Source organism: Enterococcus sp. DIV1094, from assembly GCF_017316305.2.
In the GTDB taxonomy this organism is placed as follows: Bacteria; Bacillota; Bacilli; order Lactobacillales; family Enterococcaceae; genus Enterococcus_B; species Enterococcus_B mangumiae.
Map to the genome: position 1 here is coordinate 1,606,057 of NZ_CP147250.1, position 15,535 is coordinate 1,621,591.

Below are 15,535 nucleotides of genomic sequence, written 5' to 3' on the forward strand. Positions count from 1 at the left end.
ACGCTTAATAAGATTTGGGTATAGCTAGACTAGTTGATATCGATGATGTGACTCTACATTTTTGTCACAGAAATGATCAGCATCATCGGACGACGTAATTCCTCTTTCATCCCAGGTAAATCTAGCATGTGAGTAGGTGGCATAGGTTCCAATACATGGTTGATCTGAAAGCCATTCGACAATAAAGTCTCAAGATAACTGGTGATTGTTCGATGATATTTTTTTACAGGAGAGCCTAAGAAATTCGTGTGGCGCTCGCTTTCGTCAAAATAATGATCAACCGGAAAGTGCATGATCTGGTCCTCTTCGCCATAAATCCAATCTTGTCGACCGTCTGCTGTAAAAATAGGATGTTCAACGGAAAAAAGAAATTGTCCATGCGGTTTTAGAAAATGATGGACATGTTTGACGAGTTGCGCCCAATTCGCCACATAATGGATAGCCAAAGAGCTGAATACGAAATCAAACGAGTCTTTCTCAAATTGAATCGTTGAAATATCGTCTTGTCGATAACTGATCTTGGGATCGTTGGTTCGAGCGCGTGCTTCTTCTAGCATTTTCTCAGATAAATCGACACCGATGATTTTTTTTGCTCCCTGTGAAGCGGCGTAACGACAGTGCCAGCCGTAGCCACATCCAAGATCAAGGACTGTTTGGTCATGAAGATCTGGAAAGATACTAGCAAGCGTTGGCCATTCGCCAGCACCTTGTAATCCTTTTTTGCTGCGAGGCATTTCTTTGTATTGGTCAAAAAATTGTTGATTGTCGTAAATATTAGTCATGATTGATTCCTCCATGTAATTTTTTATTGGCTTAAACTACATGGAGCTCGTCTCTTTTGTGTGCAATCATCTCGCTCACTCCTTTGACCCCTATTTTAGCTTAGCTCAGAAAAAGAAGCAAAAATTCAAAATCAATAAAAAATGATGAATCATTTATTTGTCGAATACATGGATAACGAATGGAGGGTGAAAAAGTTGAATACGTATAAATGGATCAGATTAAGTGAACATCCAGAACTATTAAAAGAAACTGCCCGCTGGTTTTCTTCAAAGTGGGGGATTCCTGTTGCTGTTTATGAAGAAAGCATTCATACGGGTATCGTTAAAAAGGACAGCATTCCACAATGGTACGTGGTTCTGGATGAAAATGAAGCAATTGTTGGGGGCGCCGGTGTCATCGAAAATGATTTCCATGATCGTCCTGATTTGGCTCCTAATCTTTGTGCCTTGTACGTTGAGCCAGAAAAACGAAAACAACGGTTAGCAAAGTGGATATTAGAACAAAGCAGAAAAGAAATGTATCGATTAGGATTCAAAAAACTGTATTTGATCACAGATCATACGTCCTTTTATGAACGATACGATTGGTCGTTTTTGACCACGGTCAAGGAAGAAGGCGGAACATCCACTCGTTTATATCAAAGTGACACCATTGGATAAAAAGAGAAACGAGCCTGAAATAGTAGTGCCTTTGTACTTCCTATAACCGTATAAACGGTGTTCCAGAAGTAGCTCCTACAGAAATAAGCGTGAACCCCCAAAAATTTGAAGAACAATTTTTTGGGGGTTCACGCTTATTTCTCGGAGTTGAGCACTTCTGTCACAACCTCTTTGCTTGTTCTCTCCGTTGTTTCTTTTCATCGTAAATAAAGATATTCCGCACGATACGCAAGATGGGACGAGTGGTCAAGAAGATAGCACCTGCCAAATATAGGTAATTGCTGTAATAATCAGGGATTTTCGTGATCAAAGCAATACTTCCTAAGACATAAAAGATTCCTGTGAGTAAATCAACCGCTAAGGAAATCAATGTATAGCGGTTTTGGAAATACAGACGAAAACGCCGCCCACGAATCTCAATATCTTCTTCTTTGCCAATCTCGACATCATGGGTATTTCGTTTGATTTTTGGCATGTAAATCACCTAACTAATTTTTGTTCTAAGGTTTCAAGACAACTTTGATGTTTTTATCTTCTTTTTTATCAAAAATCTCGTATGCTCGAGCCGCTTCTTCTAATGGCATAGAATGAGTGATGATTTGCGTTGGATCAAATAATCCTTCTGCGATCATGTCATAAATTTTCGGCATCAAATGAACGACTGGTGCTTGTCCATGTTTTACATCGATATTTCGCATAAAGAATTCTTGAAGCGGATACGACGAAGCAGGTGTCATATATACACCTGTGATTTGAACCGTACCAAATTTTTTCACCGCTTTCGCTGCCATTTGGATTGGTGAAATCGTGCCACTTTGTAGACTGACTAGATTTTTAGCCTTTTCTTTTGTGGGTTCTAAGCCATCCATTCCGACACAGTCAATGATGACATCTGCGCCACCACGAGCTAATTCATATAAGTCATCTCCAGCTTGATTTATATCATCTAATAGATATGTTTCGATTTGATTGTAACGAACTGCTTTGTCTAATCGATGTTTGACTGGATCAACAGCGATGACACGCTTTGCTCCTGCCATAACAGCGAATTTTTGTGCAAATAAACCGACTGGACCTGAACCCAAAACGACAACAGTGTCATCTTTTTTCACGCCAGCATTTGCGACACTCCAATAGGCAGTTGGTAAAATATCAGATAAAAATAAGACTTTTTCATCGGGCAAATCATTGTCTGGAACGACAAATGACGTAGAATCGGCGAAAGGTACGCGCAGATACTCTGCTTGCCCGCCCCAGTGATTCCCATTCAATTTACCGAAACCGAATAAGCCACCGTACAATTCTTCTTGATTGGAATTGTCACACTGACTTTCCATGTGGTTTACACAAAAATGACAATGACCACAACTAATATTAAAAGGAATAACGACACGTTGTCCTTTTTTCAACTTCTTCACTTCAGAACCAACTTCTTCAACGATCCCCATAGGCTCATGTCCAACGACATAACCTTTTTCCATTACGGATTCCCCATGGTGATAAAGATGGAGATCAGATCCACAAATCGCTGTTGCAGTGATACGGATGATTGCATCCGTTGGTGCTAAAATCTTTGGATCATCGACATTTCTAATTTCCATTTTTTGCTTTCCTTGCCAAGTAACTGCTTTCATCGTAGTGCTCCTCTCCTGTTTTCGTTCATAAAGCTAACAATAGTTATTTATAAATTCATTCTAAGGGAATCTCACTATTTTTCACAATGATACGCGCTTTTAGCTTTTGGAAAAAAGAGTAAAATAACTGTTATTTAAAAAAGAAAGTTGTAGATTTATCCAGTGAAAGTTATAATTATAGTAGTTGATTTTTAGTAAAATCAATCGTAAAACAACACTTTTTTGTTGGAATAGGAAAGGAGAGAAATGAGAAATAATCGAATCATCAAAATAATTATAGGATTCATATGTACAGTTCTGTTGTTTTTTTTATCTATCGGAGGCAGTTTTTACACGGCTTTAGCCAACGAAGAATTCATGAATGAACAAATGAAACAAGCAAACTACATAGAAAAAGTAACGAGAGAGATCAATGGGCGTGTCCAGAGCTACCACCAAGAAGCTCGAGTTGCCCCAGAGGTACTTGCGGACAGTGTGTCTGAAGACTTGGTCAAAAAGAATATCGAACATTTTGTGAAAGAAACCTATCAGGACGGACAGCCAGAGTTGATCCAAGTGACCGAATTGGAAGAACACATCAAAGAGATGATCCATACATATAAAACAGAACATGACATCGATATTGAAGAAGGGGTCGCAGGTGAAGAATTAGCTTTACATATGATTATCGGCATTTTTGAACGAAGTGTGCAACCAAGCTATCTGTATCTTTTCATTCGAGGGATCAATGAGTTGAGGGAACAGGTCCATATCTATGCTTGGGTCATCGCTAGTGTGAGTGTTTTGATTTTCGTAGGTTTCATTTATTTGAATCCTGGTTCTATCCGCTCGCGAATCAAGAAATTTTCGTTTAGTTTGGTTGGGGCAGGGGTGATAAGTTTAGCGTTTGCAGCCACTTTATACTATGCGCAAATTTTGCAGATCGAAGAGCAGATGGATTCACTTCAAGACTTGATGAGAACGTATCTTACTAATTTCGCATTCGTTTTATTATTCATCGGTGGAAGTGAGATCTTAGTTGGTGGTTTCACCTGGATCATTACGAAAAGAGAAAAAAAGAAAGCGAAGCAATGAGATATCAATAGAAAAAAAGATGAAACACCAAAAGTCCGCCACCTAGTTAAACAGGTGGCGGACTTTTTAGGCTGAAGCGGCTTGAAATAGCTATTTTTGACGGACTATACCATACCCTCAATCAAACATTTTTTTCGCTGCACGCAACAATGTAGGGATATCTTTATCATAGCGGGGTGTTTTCACCAAACGTGACATAGGAATACCTGCAAAGTGGAATGCGGCAATTTCGCCCGAGCGGACAGCACTTTGTTCAGTAAAGATCATTTGATAAGGCTGTTCAACGAACTCACCCGTAAAGGCAAGGTTTGTTGAATGTTTAGGAATGACTTTTGGTCGATCACTTTTCGCACGATTGTTGAACAAAGCAGAAGCGTACGGCATGTAGACTGGGATATTATTGATGACACTATCATAAATCTCAGTTTCTTTTTCACGAATATTTATTGGACCAGGATCAACTTTTGATAGCTGGCCAAGCAATTCTTCCAGCATTTCTTTCCCGTTCATTTTAATATATTCTTTATCGACAAATTCCCCACGACGTCTTGGGTATAAGAAGTAACCCCAAATAACTGTTTCATTCGGTTTTTGTGAAGTGAAATGTGGTTGGTGATGCACGACGATCGACATATTGACATCTTTATGACCAAGCGGTGTGATCGGTGTCGTTGAAATAAATGAATTCAATGCATTACCTGGTTCTTGGGTGGTGATACGAGTGATCTCGTTTAGCAATACATGATTTTTCGTTGTCAACGTAAAGCTGACCCATTCACTTGCGTCTCGGTCGGCGAAAAATTTATCTGGATTACCAAGATTATAAAATTTTTCACTGGCTTTTTTCCATAAACTTGAAGCAGCACCATAATCCATATTTTCCGCTGCTGGTGTTTCATAGTCGCCAAGTGTGGCAGAATCCGTAATTGAACCATTCGTAAATAATACACCAGTATCTCCGTCGACTACGACATGTTCTTCTTCTTGTGTTTTCGTATTGATCATTTTCAAACCTGTGACTGTGATTTCATCTTGCATCGCTGTTTCTTTGAATTCCCAATCAACCACGCGACGATTCAAAATGATTTTACAGCCTTGTTCTTTCAAATAGTTGATCAATGGTAACATGATACTTTCGTATTGATTGTAGCGTGTTCGATTAACACCGACTAAATGCTCGATTTGAGTAAATTCATAAATCATTTGGTGCATATAGCGACGTAATTCTTGCGCAGAGCTACGTGTCCGAAACGCAAAAGTGGTTTCCCACATAAACCAGAAATTTGTTTCAAAGAAATGAGGATCGTCTTTGAAATATTCAGCGATAGTCACGTTATCCAATTTTTCTTCTTCTGAATCCGGCATAGCGATCAGTTTTGTTAGTAATACGCGATCTTTATTGTTAAAGCCTAATTTACCGCCATCAATGATTCCTTTACCGCCTTCCAATAACCGTGCTTTATCGAAAGTCGGATGTTTTGCATCAAAATCACGTGTATCTTCTTCCGCAGTCATGCCCGGTTCTGTCGCAGAAGGGATACGACTGAGTAAGTCCATCAAATCGACATACGTCCGGTAGTTCAACATACGTCCACCACGTGCCACGTATCCTTTTTGATTTTCTAAAGGATGATTTTTGTTCCAATATTCATCGGTAACAGTATCAACAGGAGCACCATCATTTGATCCATGATCATCCAAGGAGTAGAAAGTGATTTGGTCTCCCCGCCATTTTCCTTCTTGGATCAAATAAACAGCCGCTGCCATATTTGCGATACCTGCGCCAATCATAATTGCTTTCTTTTTTTGCATTGTCCGTTCCTCCAATATCTCCTCATTCATTGCGTTCAAGCATTGCTTCTAGATTGATTCGAATTCATCATAAAGGTGACTATCATCTTCTAGTAAGCCTGTTTTTTTGCCAAGATAAACAGCCCCTAAAGCGACTAATCCTAAGCTAATGCCTACTTTTAACCATTTTTTGTTCATCAAAAAAACCTCCTTTTGGTTTGTGAACTATTTCTACTTAAAAGCATAGAGCGTTTAAAAAAATATGCCAAATGATAGGGTGAGTGAGTGGCAAGGATTTTTGACAGTTTGCAGGAAGTGTCTGTTTTTCAGTGTGTTTTGTAATAGATTCTTAAGAAAGAGAAGGAAAGAAATTTTTTGAAGACAAGTTATAATCTATTTGAATAAGAAAGGTGTGGGAAAAGATGAAGAGTCCAAAGGTAAGAAAAATAGGAAACTGTGTCGGTGTCATTTTTCCTAAGGAACTTGAGTTGCATGAGGGTGACATTTTGAGTTATCCGACAGAGGGCACAATTTTGATGATCGAAGCAAAGGAAGTGATGAGAGACCGAGAACGTAAAGAAATAGAAAAAGCATTTGCTGATTTTTCAAAAGGTTTAGTAGTTTCCGAGACTGAAATGAAAGATACTTTTAGTACATATGGTTGGGGTGAGTAGATGAGTTGATCAATGAATGGGAAAATGAATTATTTTTATCTGAAGAAAATATAAGTCATTTTGTCAGTACGATCTATCAAGCAATAGAAGTTATCTATCGGGTGTCAAGTTTTAGATCTATATCAAATGAACCTACCACTACAATCTACACTATACGCCAAAAAAGAAAACACAAGCATCCGTGTTTTCTTTTTTTACTTAAACTGGACGAAACTCCTTACTCTTAGTAGGATAGGAGTAGAAGAAAAAGTGGGGTGTCAGGATGTTTAATGAAACGTTAGTCCATTTGTTGGAATGGTTGATTGCGATTTTGAATGTGTTTTCGATTTTAGTCTTGCTTGTAGGTATTTTTTTAGTTTTAAAAAATTTGATGTTGGAGCGTCCATGGATCAAAGATTATGCGACACGTAATCGGCGGAATGCAGAGGCGCGAAAACTGCTTGCTAGTTATATTTTATTGAGTTTAGAGGTTCTGGTTGTCGCTGATATCATTGAATCTGTGATCAAACCAACTTGGACTGATATTTTGAAATTGGCATTGATCATCATCATTCGCACAATCATCTCTTATTTCTTGAATCTAGAAATAGCAGGACATGTATCGCATGAAAGAAGGGAAGTATGATGGAAATTAGCTGGATGACGCTTCTTTATCCATACCTTGAATGGCTCGTCTTGATTTTAGATATTTTCGCTATTGTGATTTTATTATGGGGAGGATTTCTTTCGATCAAAGATTTTTTGAAAGATTCCTTGAACCGGTCATTTAAACAGAATGAACGAGTTCATCAAAACAATGGGATCAAAAAAATGTTAGGTGGCTATATCTTGTTGAGTTTAGAAGTCTTGATTTCTGCTGGAATCATTGAGTCGATCATCAAACCAACCTTACAGGATATTTTTCAGTTGGCTGCATTAGTGGTGATTCGTACGATCATCTCTTATTTCTTGAATAAAGAAATCGGCCCAGCGGATGTCTGAGAGTAATGGTCAAATGAAGAGAAAAGACAAGAGAATAAAGCTGTAACAGAAGAGTTCAGCGTCAAAAATAAGCGCTAAATCCCCAAAATCAGATGAACGATTTTCGGGACTTAGCGCTTATTTTTTGAAGGAGTTGCATAGTACTAAGACAATCTCCTAATGCTTATTCAACACTGCATCGGATTTCCAATCTGTTTGGCTTAATACAACCCAAAACTAGCTAACCAAGCTAGGATCACTGCTAAAGGACCAGTTAATAATCGAGAGAAAAGAACCGCAGGTACACCAATTTCAACGGTATAAGGTTCTGCTTCGGCAAGGGTCAAACCAACTGGTGTGAAATCTGCGCCTGCTTGAGAGTTGATGGCAAAAAGGGCAGGCAAGGCCATCGCAGGGGCAATCGTTCCTTTGCCAATCTCCACACCGAGCAATACGCCAACGACTTGAGCAATAACAGCTCCAGGACCTAGAACGGGTGATAAAACAGGGATCGAACAAATCAGAGAAAGAATCACTAAACCGACGACACTGCCAGATAAAGGTTTGACACCACTTGCAATGATATCACCGATACCTGTGTAGTTGATAATTCCTACTAACATACTGACAAATGCCATAAAAGGCAAGATATTTTTGATGACGATATCAATCGTGTCACGACCTGCTTGATAGAAAATTCCGACGACATTCCCGACGGATCGACCGAGTCTATTGATCAGACCTAAAAAGCCGCCTTGGGTTTCAGCAACTTTAGCTTTTGCTTCAGCTACCTGTTCTTTTTTCGTTGGCACAGGTTCTGCTACAGGTGCTACAGGAGTAGCGGTTTCGTCACCTGCGATCACGATATCTTCTAGTGTGACACCTGAAACAAAGTTCTTTTCGTTGATGAATTTCATTAGAGGCCCAGAAGGTGTGGTCGGATGCAAATTAACCGTCATCACATCCAACTTTGGATAGACGCCACAACGAGCTGTTCCTCCACAGTCGACAACCGCACAAATCATTTTTTCAGGTTCGACTTTTTCTTTAAAACCGTCAACGGCCTCTACACCTAGTAAATCAGCGATTTTTTGTGCAACTGGATGGACACCACCACCAGTGACTGACGCGACCACGGTTTTTTCTTCTGTTGGTTGTAAAGTTAATGGACCTCCCCAACCTTTCGTACCTTGACTTACAATGACTTTATTGGACATAAATTTTCCTCCCTTTCGATGACAGTTTATTCATCTGTTTCTTTCCACATGATTTTTGTCAATAATTCTGTAACGATACCGCGAATCGTAATGACAACCATTCCCACTAAAAAGTAGCGAACAGCTAAAGGCATTACGGATAGACCTAAAGTTGTCAATCCTGAAGCGATTCCCGTCCAGACAAAGAGTTCTCCAGCATTTGCGTGGGGAAATAGTCCAGTGATCGGGTGAACCAATGAAACAGCTGAATCATAGAAAGCGGGTTTTTGTTTCTCTTTTAAGAAACGTCCAAAAGAATAACACATTGGATTTGTTAAGAAGAAGACAGCTAAAAGGGGAAAGACGCTATAACGTAAAATAATATTTTTCGTACAGAATTGAGCGAATGCTGATACACGCTCTTCACCAACTAGAGCGATGAGAGCATTTACAAATGTCAATAAAACAATTAAGGTTGGAAGAATACCAGTGATCAACCCCATAAAGTTCTCGCCACCAGCATCAAAAACTCCGATAAAATTTTCTGCAATCGATACTAAAAAATCCATTACACTACCTCCAGTCTATTTTTTTCAATTTGGATCAATTGAAGTGCTTGTTCAAATGCTGCTTTTCTTTGCTTATTAGAAAGTAAATTAAATGTTTCGTTTGTTTTCTTTCCAATGAACTCTTTTTTCTCTTTGAATCGAGCGAATATTGTGATCCCTGACATTTCCCTACAGGATAGGATCAGGCCGTTTTGATCCGTTACTAATAAAAGAATCACGCCTCTTCCTAAATTAAACTTCGCTTTTGCGACTCCTACGCCTAAAAAACCAGTGTGGCGTTTTTTGATCTCGTTTAACTCTTTACGGTAGTTGATATGCTGCAAATAAGATAATAGGATCTGGATCACCCAACAAGCAGCGAGCAAGAAAATAAGTGATTTATATTGGAGCATCAGATAAATCTCCTTCCCTGTGTTATTTGTAAGCGCTTTATAATTAAAATACTAAATTGCTAAATTGTGAAAGTCAACCATTAATTCACATATTCTTTATTATGGAACAAATGTGAACTTTGTGAATTTCGAGGAACATTAGGTAAAGATGAGGGTGTACACACTTTATTTTAATGTAAGCGTTGACAATTGGTAAGCAAACATTTTACTATTGGATTGTATCAAATGTTACGTCAAGTATATTTTGTTAAGGGAGAGCTGAGAATGACTATTTATCAACAATTATTAGAAAGAGAGAACCATGGAGCACCAATTAAAATCGGAGTGATCGGTGCAGGTCAAATGGGCTTTGGTATGATTGCACAAATCGCTACGATTCCTGGAATGGCTGTAACAGGCATCAGTGATATTCGTCTAGATTTTGCACAAAGTGCGGCGGCGGCTTACCAAGCTTCAAGCACACGCCAACATAAAGTTTTAACAGTCACTGATTTTAAAGAAGTTATTTATTCAGAGGATGTTGAAGTGATTGTTGATGCAACCGGTGTACCAGAAGTAGGGGCGAAAATCGCTATGGAAACCTTGGTAGCTAAGAAACATCTAGTACTGTTGAATGTTGAAATTGATATTACCGTAGGTTCTTTGATGCACAAACTGTATCAGACAGCGAATTTAGTTTACACGGGGTCAGATGGGGATGAGCCAGCTGCGACAACGGAACTCTTCGAATTTGCCAAATCAATGGGGATGGAAGTATTAGTTGCAGGTAAAGGGAAGAACAACAAACTGAATATTTCTGCAAATCCGGATACATGCCGCGAAGAAGCATTGAAGAAAAAAATGGCACCTCATATGTTAGCTGCGTTTAAAGATGGTACAAAAACAATGGCAGAAATGAACTTATTATCAAATGCGATTGGATTTGTACCAGATAAAGTGGGAATGCATGGAATCGCTGGCGATCAAACTTCAGTAGTTAAAGATCTGGATATTAAAGAAAATGGTGGAATCCTTGATAAATTTGGGGTAGTCGAATATGTAGATGGTTTGGCTCCTGGTGTCTTTGTCATTGTAAAAGGTCAAAATGACGGAGTGAAGCATGAGTTGAATTATCTGATGCAAAAAGAGGGCGATCATCATCTATTATACCGTCCGTTCCATTTAGCAAGTTTAGAAACACCTATCACGATTGCCAAAGCGGTCTTACGAAATGACCATGCAATCGTTCCTCTTGGCGCACCGATTTCAGAAACTGTGGCAGTTGCGAAAAAGACGATCAAAGAAGGCGAGCGCTTAGATGGTATTGGTGGTTATAGTGTTCGCGGCGTGTTAGAGACGCATGTCGACATGGTCAGCGAAGGACATATCCCGATCGGTTTGATTTCAGGAGAAGTCGTAGCAAAACGCACGATCAAGGAAGGTACATTTATCACAGAAGAGGATGTTGAGTTAGATCAATCAACGACGGTCTGGAAACTTAGAAAGCTACAAGATAGCATGTTCTAATCGTTGGTTTTGGAGATAGTCAGCAATTTGAAGTGTGTTAAAATCAATAGTAATCAAGCATTCATACTATTGGAGGGATTCAAATGGGGTATTCAGATGACAAGCGATTATTAGTGGAACTCGCATCCATGTATTATAACGAAGGAGCCAAGCAAGAAGAAATCGCTAAAAAATTCAGTATCAGCCGCTCTCTTGTATCCAAGTATCTAGCAAAAGCACGTAGTCTAGGTTTAGTAGAGATCATTATTCACGATGATTTGATTCACCCATTCCAACGTCTAGAACAAAAGGTCCAAAAGAAATATCAATTGAAAGAGGTCATTTGTGTCCATTCGATTGGAGAAGAATCACTAAACAAACGATTAGGGATTGCGACTGCGAGATATCTTTCTAGGATCATCAAGGCGGATACAACGATTGCAATTTCAGCAGGCACGACGCTCCACGAAGCCGCAGTGATTTTTTCAGTGAAAAATCATCTACCTAATGTACGGTTTATCCCTATGGTAGGAGGATTGGGTCGGGAGCATGTCAGTTTGCAATCCAATGTGATTTGCGAATTGCTTGCCAATAAATGTGGGGGGATCGCACTTGAACTCCATGCGCCGATCACTGTGGACTCAGCGGAAGCAAAAGAGGTCTTTTTAAGTCAATCTTTTATCAAGAATGTGTTAGAAGAAGCTAAACATGCCGATATTTCCTTAGTTGGGATTGGGGGCACGCCTGTCTATTCCACAATGACAAAAGCGTATTTAGCCAAAGAAGATGGGATGAAGGTTGATTTTACAAACGGTGAGATCATTGGCGATATTTGTTATAACTTCATCGATGAAGAAGGCTCTGTCGTAGACTGTGAGTGGAATAAGCGTGTTTTGTCGCTAGAAATAGCTGATTTAAAGAAGATTCCGTTGAAGATTGCTGCTGCTGGAGGAAAAGATAAAATCAAAGGAATCAAAGCAGCTTTAACGAATCGTTTGATCGATGTGTTGATCATCGATGAAGATACTGCAAAATTTCTTTTAAATGAATATATCTGACCCCTATAGGCATAATAGAAGGAGAGCATAAATGGAAAAAAATAAATCGATGTCTATTGAAAATAGTGCAAATCTTACAGATGAAGATTTGAAGGATATTTTTTATAAAATGTGGGAGATCCGTTTTTTTGATGAAAAGGTAGATGAACTTTTTGCACGTGGCCTGATTCATGGTACTACCCATTTAGCGGTAGGACAAGAAGCGACAGCGGCTGGTAGTGGGGCAGTGTTAAGAAAAACGGATTGGATCACCTCTACGCACCGTGGGCATGGTCACACGATTGCTAAAGGGACTAATGTGAACGAAATGATGGCAGAGCTATTCGGCCGCACGACGGGAACGAATAACGGTAAAGGTGGCTCGATGCATATCGCCGATTTGGATACCGGAAACTTAGGTGCAAATGGCATTGTTGGCGGTGGCTATCCGATTGCTGTAGGTGCTGCCTTATCCTCGAAAATGAAAAAAACAAATCAAGTTGCCTTGTCTTATGGAGGCGACGGTTCGACAAATGAAGGGAGTTTCCATGAAGCGTTGAATTTGGCGGCAATCTGGGATTTACCTGTCGTTTTCTTCATTGAAAACAATAAATATGGGATGAGTGGCCCGATTGAAAAAATGACAAGAGTCCAAAACTTGTCTGAACGTGCTAAAGCGTATGGGATCGAAGGTGTAACGATTGATGGGAATAACTTACTTGAAGTGATTGAAACGACCTATCAAGCGGTAGAAAAAGCACGCCGTGGCGAAGGACCTACGTTGATCGAAGCGTTGACGTATCGTTGGAAAGGTCATTCGAAATCTGATGCTAAAAAGTACCGCACGAAACAAGAAGAAGAGCAGTGGCGAACAGAAAGAGATCCAATCGAGCGGACCAAAAACACCTTGGTTGCTGCGGGTATCTTTACTGAAGAAGAAGCTGAGGAAATCAGAAAACAGGCAAAACAGTCGATTGTTGATGCGGTGAAATTTGGCGAAACAAGTCCGATGGTTGCAGTAGAAACAATGTATGAAGATGTGTATGCAGAGTAGGAGGAAGTCATGAGAGAAATTACTTATGCAGAAGCTGTGAAAGAGGCACTTTCTGAGGCAATGAGAGAAAACGAAGATGTATTTATGTTAGGTGAAGATATCGGAGTTTATGGAGGCGCTTTCGGCGTAACCCGTGGGATGGTTGAAGAATTTGGAGAAGAACGCATACGTTCTACGCCTATTTCAGAATCAGCGATCGCAGGGGCGGCTGTTGGCTCAGCCATGACTGGCATGCGCCCAATCTTTGAGATCCAATTTTCTGATTTTATTCTGATCGCACTGGATCAAATCGTGAACCAAGCGGCAAAAATCCGCTATATGTATGGAGGGAAGGCAAGAATTCCGTTAGTAATGCGTACACCTGGTGGCTCAGGGACAGGCGCGGCTGCGCAACACTCACAAAGCTTAGAAAACTTGACGGCGCATATTCCAGGATTGAAAGTGATCCAGCCAGCAACAGCGTATGATGCTAAAGGCTTATTACATGCAGCCATTGAAGACGATAATCCAGTCATGTTTTATGAACATAAATTATGTTATCGTACCACATCAGACGTGCCAGCAGAAAAATACACGATCCCGATCGGCGTAGCAGACATCAAAGAAGTTGGGACAGATATTACTGTAGTAGCAACCGGGATCATGGTCCATAAAGCAATCGAAGCCGCGAAAATTTTGAAAGAGAAAAAAATCAGCATTGAAGTAATTGATCCGCGCACATTGGTACCGTTAGATAAAAAAACGATCACTCGTTCTGTGATGAAGACGGGACGTGCGGTCGTTGTGACAGAATCAGTGAAGCGAAGTGGCTTTAGTGCAGAATTGGCAAGTGTGATTGCAGAAAGTGAATCGTTTGATTTCTTAGATGCACCGATCGTTCGCTTAGCAGGGGCGGAGATCCCGATGCCATACCATCCTGAGTTAGAGAAAAAAGCTGTCCCGCAAGTAGAAGACATTGTGGAAGCTTGTGAAAAGATGATGGTGAAAAAATAGGAGGTAGATTATGGCTCATGAAGTTTTGATGCCCAAACTGAGTTCAACGATGGCCGAAGGTACGATTACAATGTGGCTGAAAAATGAAGGGGATGCCATTGCGATTGGTGATCCAATCTTTGAAGTGATGACAGATAAAATAGCAATCGAGGTAGAAGCGTATGAAGAAGGCTATTTATTAAAGAAATATTTGAACGATGGAGAAAGTGCGCCAGTCAATTCGATTATCGCTTATATTGGTGAACAAAACGAAGAAGTTCCAGCACAGATGCCTGACTTCCAAGCAGAAACAACCGTGGAGACTCCTACTGAAGAAGCAAAATCGACAGAGATTGCAGAGGATTCATCAAAAGAGGTTGAAACAACGATTATCCGGGCGACACCATCGGCAAGACGTCTTGCAAGAGAACGAGACATTTCGTTAGCAGAAGTGACAGGAACAGGGCCTAGAGGGCGAATCCATCTTAGTGATGTTAAAAATTTCACCCCTAAACAAGAGCAAGTTGTTCAAGAACAGCCAGTTGCTGAAAGTAATCTTATCCCTTGGAAACCATTACGTAAAGCAATTGCCGATAAAATGGTCGCAAGCAAAACAGCTATTCCACATGTGACGATGACAGCTGAAGTTGATTTGACGAAAGTGACTGAATTACGTCAGCAGCTATTACCGATGATCGAACAGAAAACCAACGAACGCATTTCTTATTTAGAGATTTTTGCCAAAGCGGCAATGATTGCTTTGCGCGACTTCCCGATATTTAACGCCCACGCATTAGAAGAAGGAATCGCGGTCTTCCCAAACATTCATCTAGGAATCGCAGTTGCTTTGGAAGATGGTTTAGTCGTTCCAGTCATCCAATCAGCAGAACAACTTGGCTTAGCAGACTTGACGACATCAATCAAAGAAAAAACGAAGAAGGCGCGAGAAGGCACTTTGACGACTAAAGAAATGACTGGCGGTACGTTTACGATCAGCTCTTTAGGACGGTCAAGAGTCAAGCAATTCAATCCGATCATCAACAAGCCTGAAGTCGCTATTTTAGGAATAGGTGGCATCTACGATAAGGTCGTATTTGATCCAACATCGAATGAAGTGACCAATCGCTCATTCGTAGAATTGAGCTTGTCATTTGATCATCGTGTAGTCGATGGTGCACCAGCCTCCGCATTTCTTACCCAAATCGTCACCTTATTAGAAAATCCGCTTGGGTTTTTATTGTAGGGATTGGAGGGA

At 40.2% G+C, this 15,535-nt stretch carries 18 protein-coding genes; 10 read left to right on the top strand and 8 right to left on the bottom strand.

Translation table 11 applies throughout. From position 1 onward, the window contains the following. Positions 1–53: 53 nt before the first annotated feature. Positions 54–782, bottom strand: coding sequence for a class I SAM-dependent methyltransferase (locus DOK79_RS07760; protein WP_206855591.1), 729 nt, complete (start codon positions 780–782; stop codon positions 54–56). Positions 783–977: 195 nt separating this feature from the next. On the opposite strand from DOK79_RS07760, the gene DOK79_RS07765 reads away from it, so the two are divergent. Beyond that, positions 978–1,442, top strand: a complete 465-nt coding sequence (locus DOK79_RS07765; RefSeq protein WP_206855595.1) for a GNAT family N-acetyltransferase — start codon at positions 978–980, stop codon at positions 1,440–1,442. A gap of 160 nt (positions 1,443–1,602) precedes the next feature. On the opposite strand, the gene DOK79_RS07770 is transcribed toward DOK79_RS07765, so the two are convergent. After that, positions 1,603–1,917: a YrhK family protein gene (locus DOK79_RS07770; RefSeq protein ID WP_206855597.1), complete on the bottom strand. Its 315-nt coding sequence runs from the start codon at positions 1,915–1,917 to the stop codon at positions 1,603–1,605. Positions 1,918–1,942: 25 nt separating this feature from the next. Then, positions 1,943–3,076: an alcohol dehydrogenase catalytic domain-containing protein gene (locus tag DOK79_RS07775; protein ID WP_206855600.1), complete on the bottom strand. Its 1,134-nt coding sequence runs from the start codon at positions 3,074–3,076 to the stop codon at positions 1,943–1,945. A gap of 246 nt (positions 3,077–3,322) precedes the next feature. On the opposite strand from DOK79_RS07775, the gene DOK79_RS07780 reads away from it, so the two are divergent. Further along, positions 3,323–4,150 (top strand): hypothetical protein, encoded by an 828-nt coding sequence (locus DOK79_RS07780; protein ID WP_206855605.1) that lies wholly within the window; start codon positions 3,323–3,325, stop codon positions 4,148–4,150. Positions 4,151–4,267: 117 nt separating this feature from the next. Here the strand turns inward: DOK79_RS07780 and DOK79_RS07785 are convergent, their stop codons facing one another. Together DOK79_RS07785 and DOK79_RS07790 are read right to left on the bottom strand one after the other, a co-directional pair. Continuing rightward, entirely contained in the window at positions 4,268–5,962 is a 1,695-nt protein-coding gene (locus DOK79_RS07785; protein WP_206855606.1) for an oleate hydratase, read from the bottom strand. A 48-nt stretch (positions 5,963–6,010) separates the two neighbouring features. Continuing rightward, complete coding sequence (locus tag DOK79_RS07790; protein ID WP_206855610.1) at positions 6,011–6,139, bottom strand: methanol dehydrogenase; 129 nt, start codon at positions 6,137–6,139, stop codon at positions 6,011–6,013. Between the two features lie 224 nt (positions 6,140–6,363). Here DOK79_RS07790 and DOK79_RS07795 point away from each other — a divergent pair, with 224 nt between their 5' ends. From DOK79_RS07795 to DOK79_RS07805, 3 genes are all read left to right on the top strand, one after another. Continuing rightward, positions 6,364–6,615, top strand: a complete 252-nt coding sequence (locus tag DOK79_RS07795; RefSeq protein ID WP_206855612.1) for an AbrB family transcriptional regulator — start codon at positions 6,364–6,366, stop codon at positions 6,613–6,615. 262 nt (positions 6,616–6,877) lie between these two features. Further along, positions 6,878–7,240 carry a DUF1622 domain-containing protein gene (locus DOK79_RS07800; RefSeq protein WP_206855614.1) on the top strand — a complete coding sequence of 121 codons (363 nt, stop codon included), beginning with the start codon at positions 6,878–6,880 and terminating at the stop codon, positions 7,238–7,240. Beyond that, entirely contained in the window at positions 7,240–7,596 is a 357-nt protein-coding gene (locus tag DOK79_RS07805) for a DUF1622 domain-containing protein (protein WP_206855616.1), read from the top strand. Before DOK79_RS07800 ends, DOK79_RS07805 begins: the two co-directional genes overlap by 1 nt. Before the next feature lie 200 nt (positions 7,597–7,796). On the opposite strand, the gene srlE is transcribed toward DOK79_RS07805, so the two are convergent. The 3 genes from srlE to DOK79_RS07820 are packed head-to-tail and all read right to left on the bottom strand — an operon-like array spanning position 7,797 to position 9,732. After that, entirely contained in the window at positions 7,797–8,792 is a 996-nt protein-coding gene (srlE, locus tag DOK79_RS07810; protein ID WP_206855618.1) for a PTS glucitol/sorbitol transporter subunit IIB, read from the bottom strand. A 26-nt stretch (positions 8,793–8,818) separates the two neighbouring features. Further along, entirely contained in the window at positions 8,819–9,340 is a 522-nt protein-coding gene (srlA, locus tag DOK79_RS07815; RefSeq protein WP_206855619.1) for a PTS glucitol/sorbitol transporter subunit IIC, read from the bottom strand. Next, positions 9,340–9,732 carry a transcriptional regulator GutM gene (locus DOK79_RS07820; RefSeq protein ID WP_206855622.1) on the bottom strand — a complete coding sequence of 131 codons (393 nt, stop codon included), beginning with the start codon at positions 9,730–9,732 and terminating at the stop codon, positions 9,340–9,342. Before DOK79_RS07820 ends, srlA begins: the two co-directional genes overlap by 1 nt. A gap of 264 nt (positions 9,733–9,996) precedes the next feature. On the opposite strand from DOK79_RS07820, the gene DOK79_RS07825 reads away from it, so the two are divergent. The 5 genes from DOK79_RS07825 (at position 9,997) to DOK79_RS07845 (ending at position 15,523) form a co-directional block, all read left to right on the top strand. Beyond that, complete coding sequence (locus DOK79_RS07825; protein WP_206855625.1) at positions 9,997–11,238, top strand: NAD(P)H-dependent oxidoreductase; 1,242 nt, start codon at positions 9,997–9,999, stop codon at positions 11,236–11,238. An 83-nt stretch (positions 11,239–11,321) separates the two neighbouring features. Beyond that, positions 11,322–12,275, top strand: coding sequence for a sugar-binding transcriptional regulator (locus tag DOK79_RS07830; RefSeq protein WP_206855627.1), 954 nt, complete (start codon positions 11,322–11,324; stop codon positions 12,273–12,275). A 31-nt stretch (positions 12,276–12,306) separates the two neighbouring features. After that, positions 12,307–13,308 carry a thiamine pyrophosphate-dependent dehydrogenase E1 component subunit alpha gene (locus DOK79_RS07835; RefSeq protein ID WP_206855629.1) on the top strand — a complete coding sequence of 334 codons (1,002 nt, stop codon included), beginning with the start codon at positions 12,307–12,309 and terminating at the stop codon, positions 13,306–13,308. 9 nt (positions 13,309–13,317) lie between these two features. Then, positions 13,318–14,301, top strand: coding sequence for an alpha-ketoacid dehydrogenase subunit beta (locus DOK79_RS07840; RefSeq protein WP_206855631.1), 984 nt, complete (start codon positions 13,318–13,320; stop codon positions 14,299–14,301). A 10-nt stretch (positions 14,302–14,311) separates the two neighbouring features. Further along, complete coding sequence (locus tag DOK79_RS07845) at positions 14,312–15,523, top strand: dihydrolipoamide acetyltransferase family protein (protein ID WP_206855633.1); 1,212 nt, start codon at positions 14,312–14,314, stop codon at positions 15,521–15,523. The last annotated feature ends 12 nt before the right edge of the window (positions 15,524–15,535 follow it).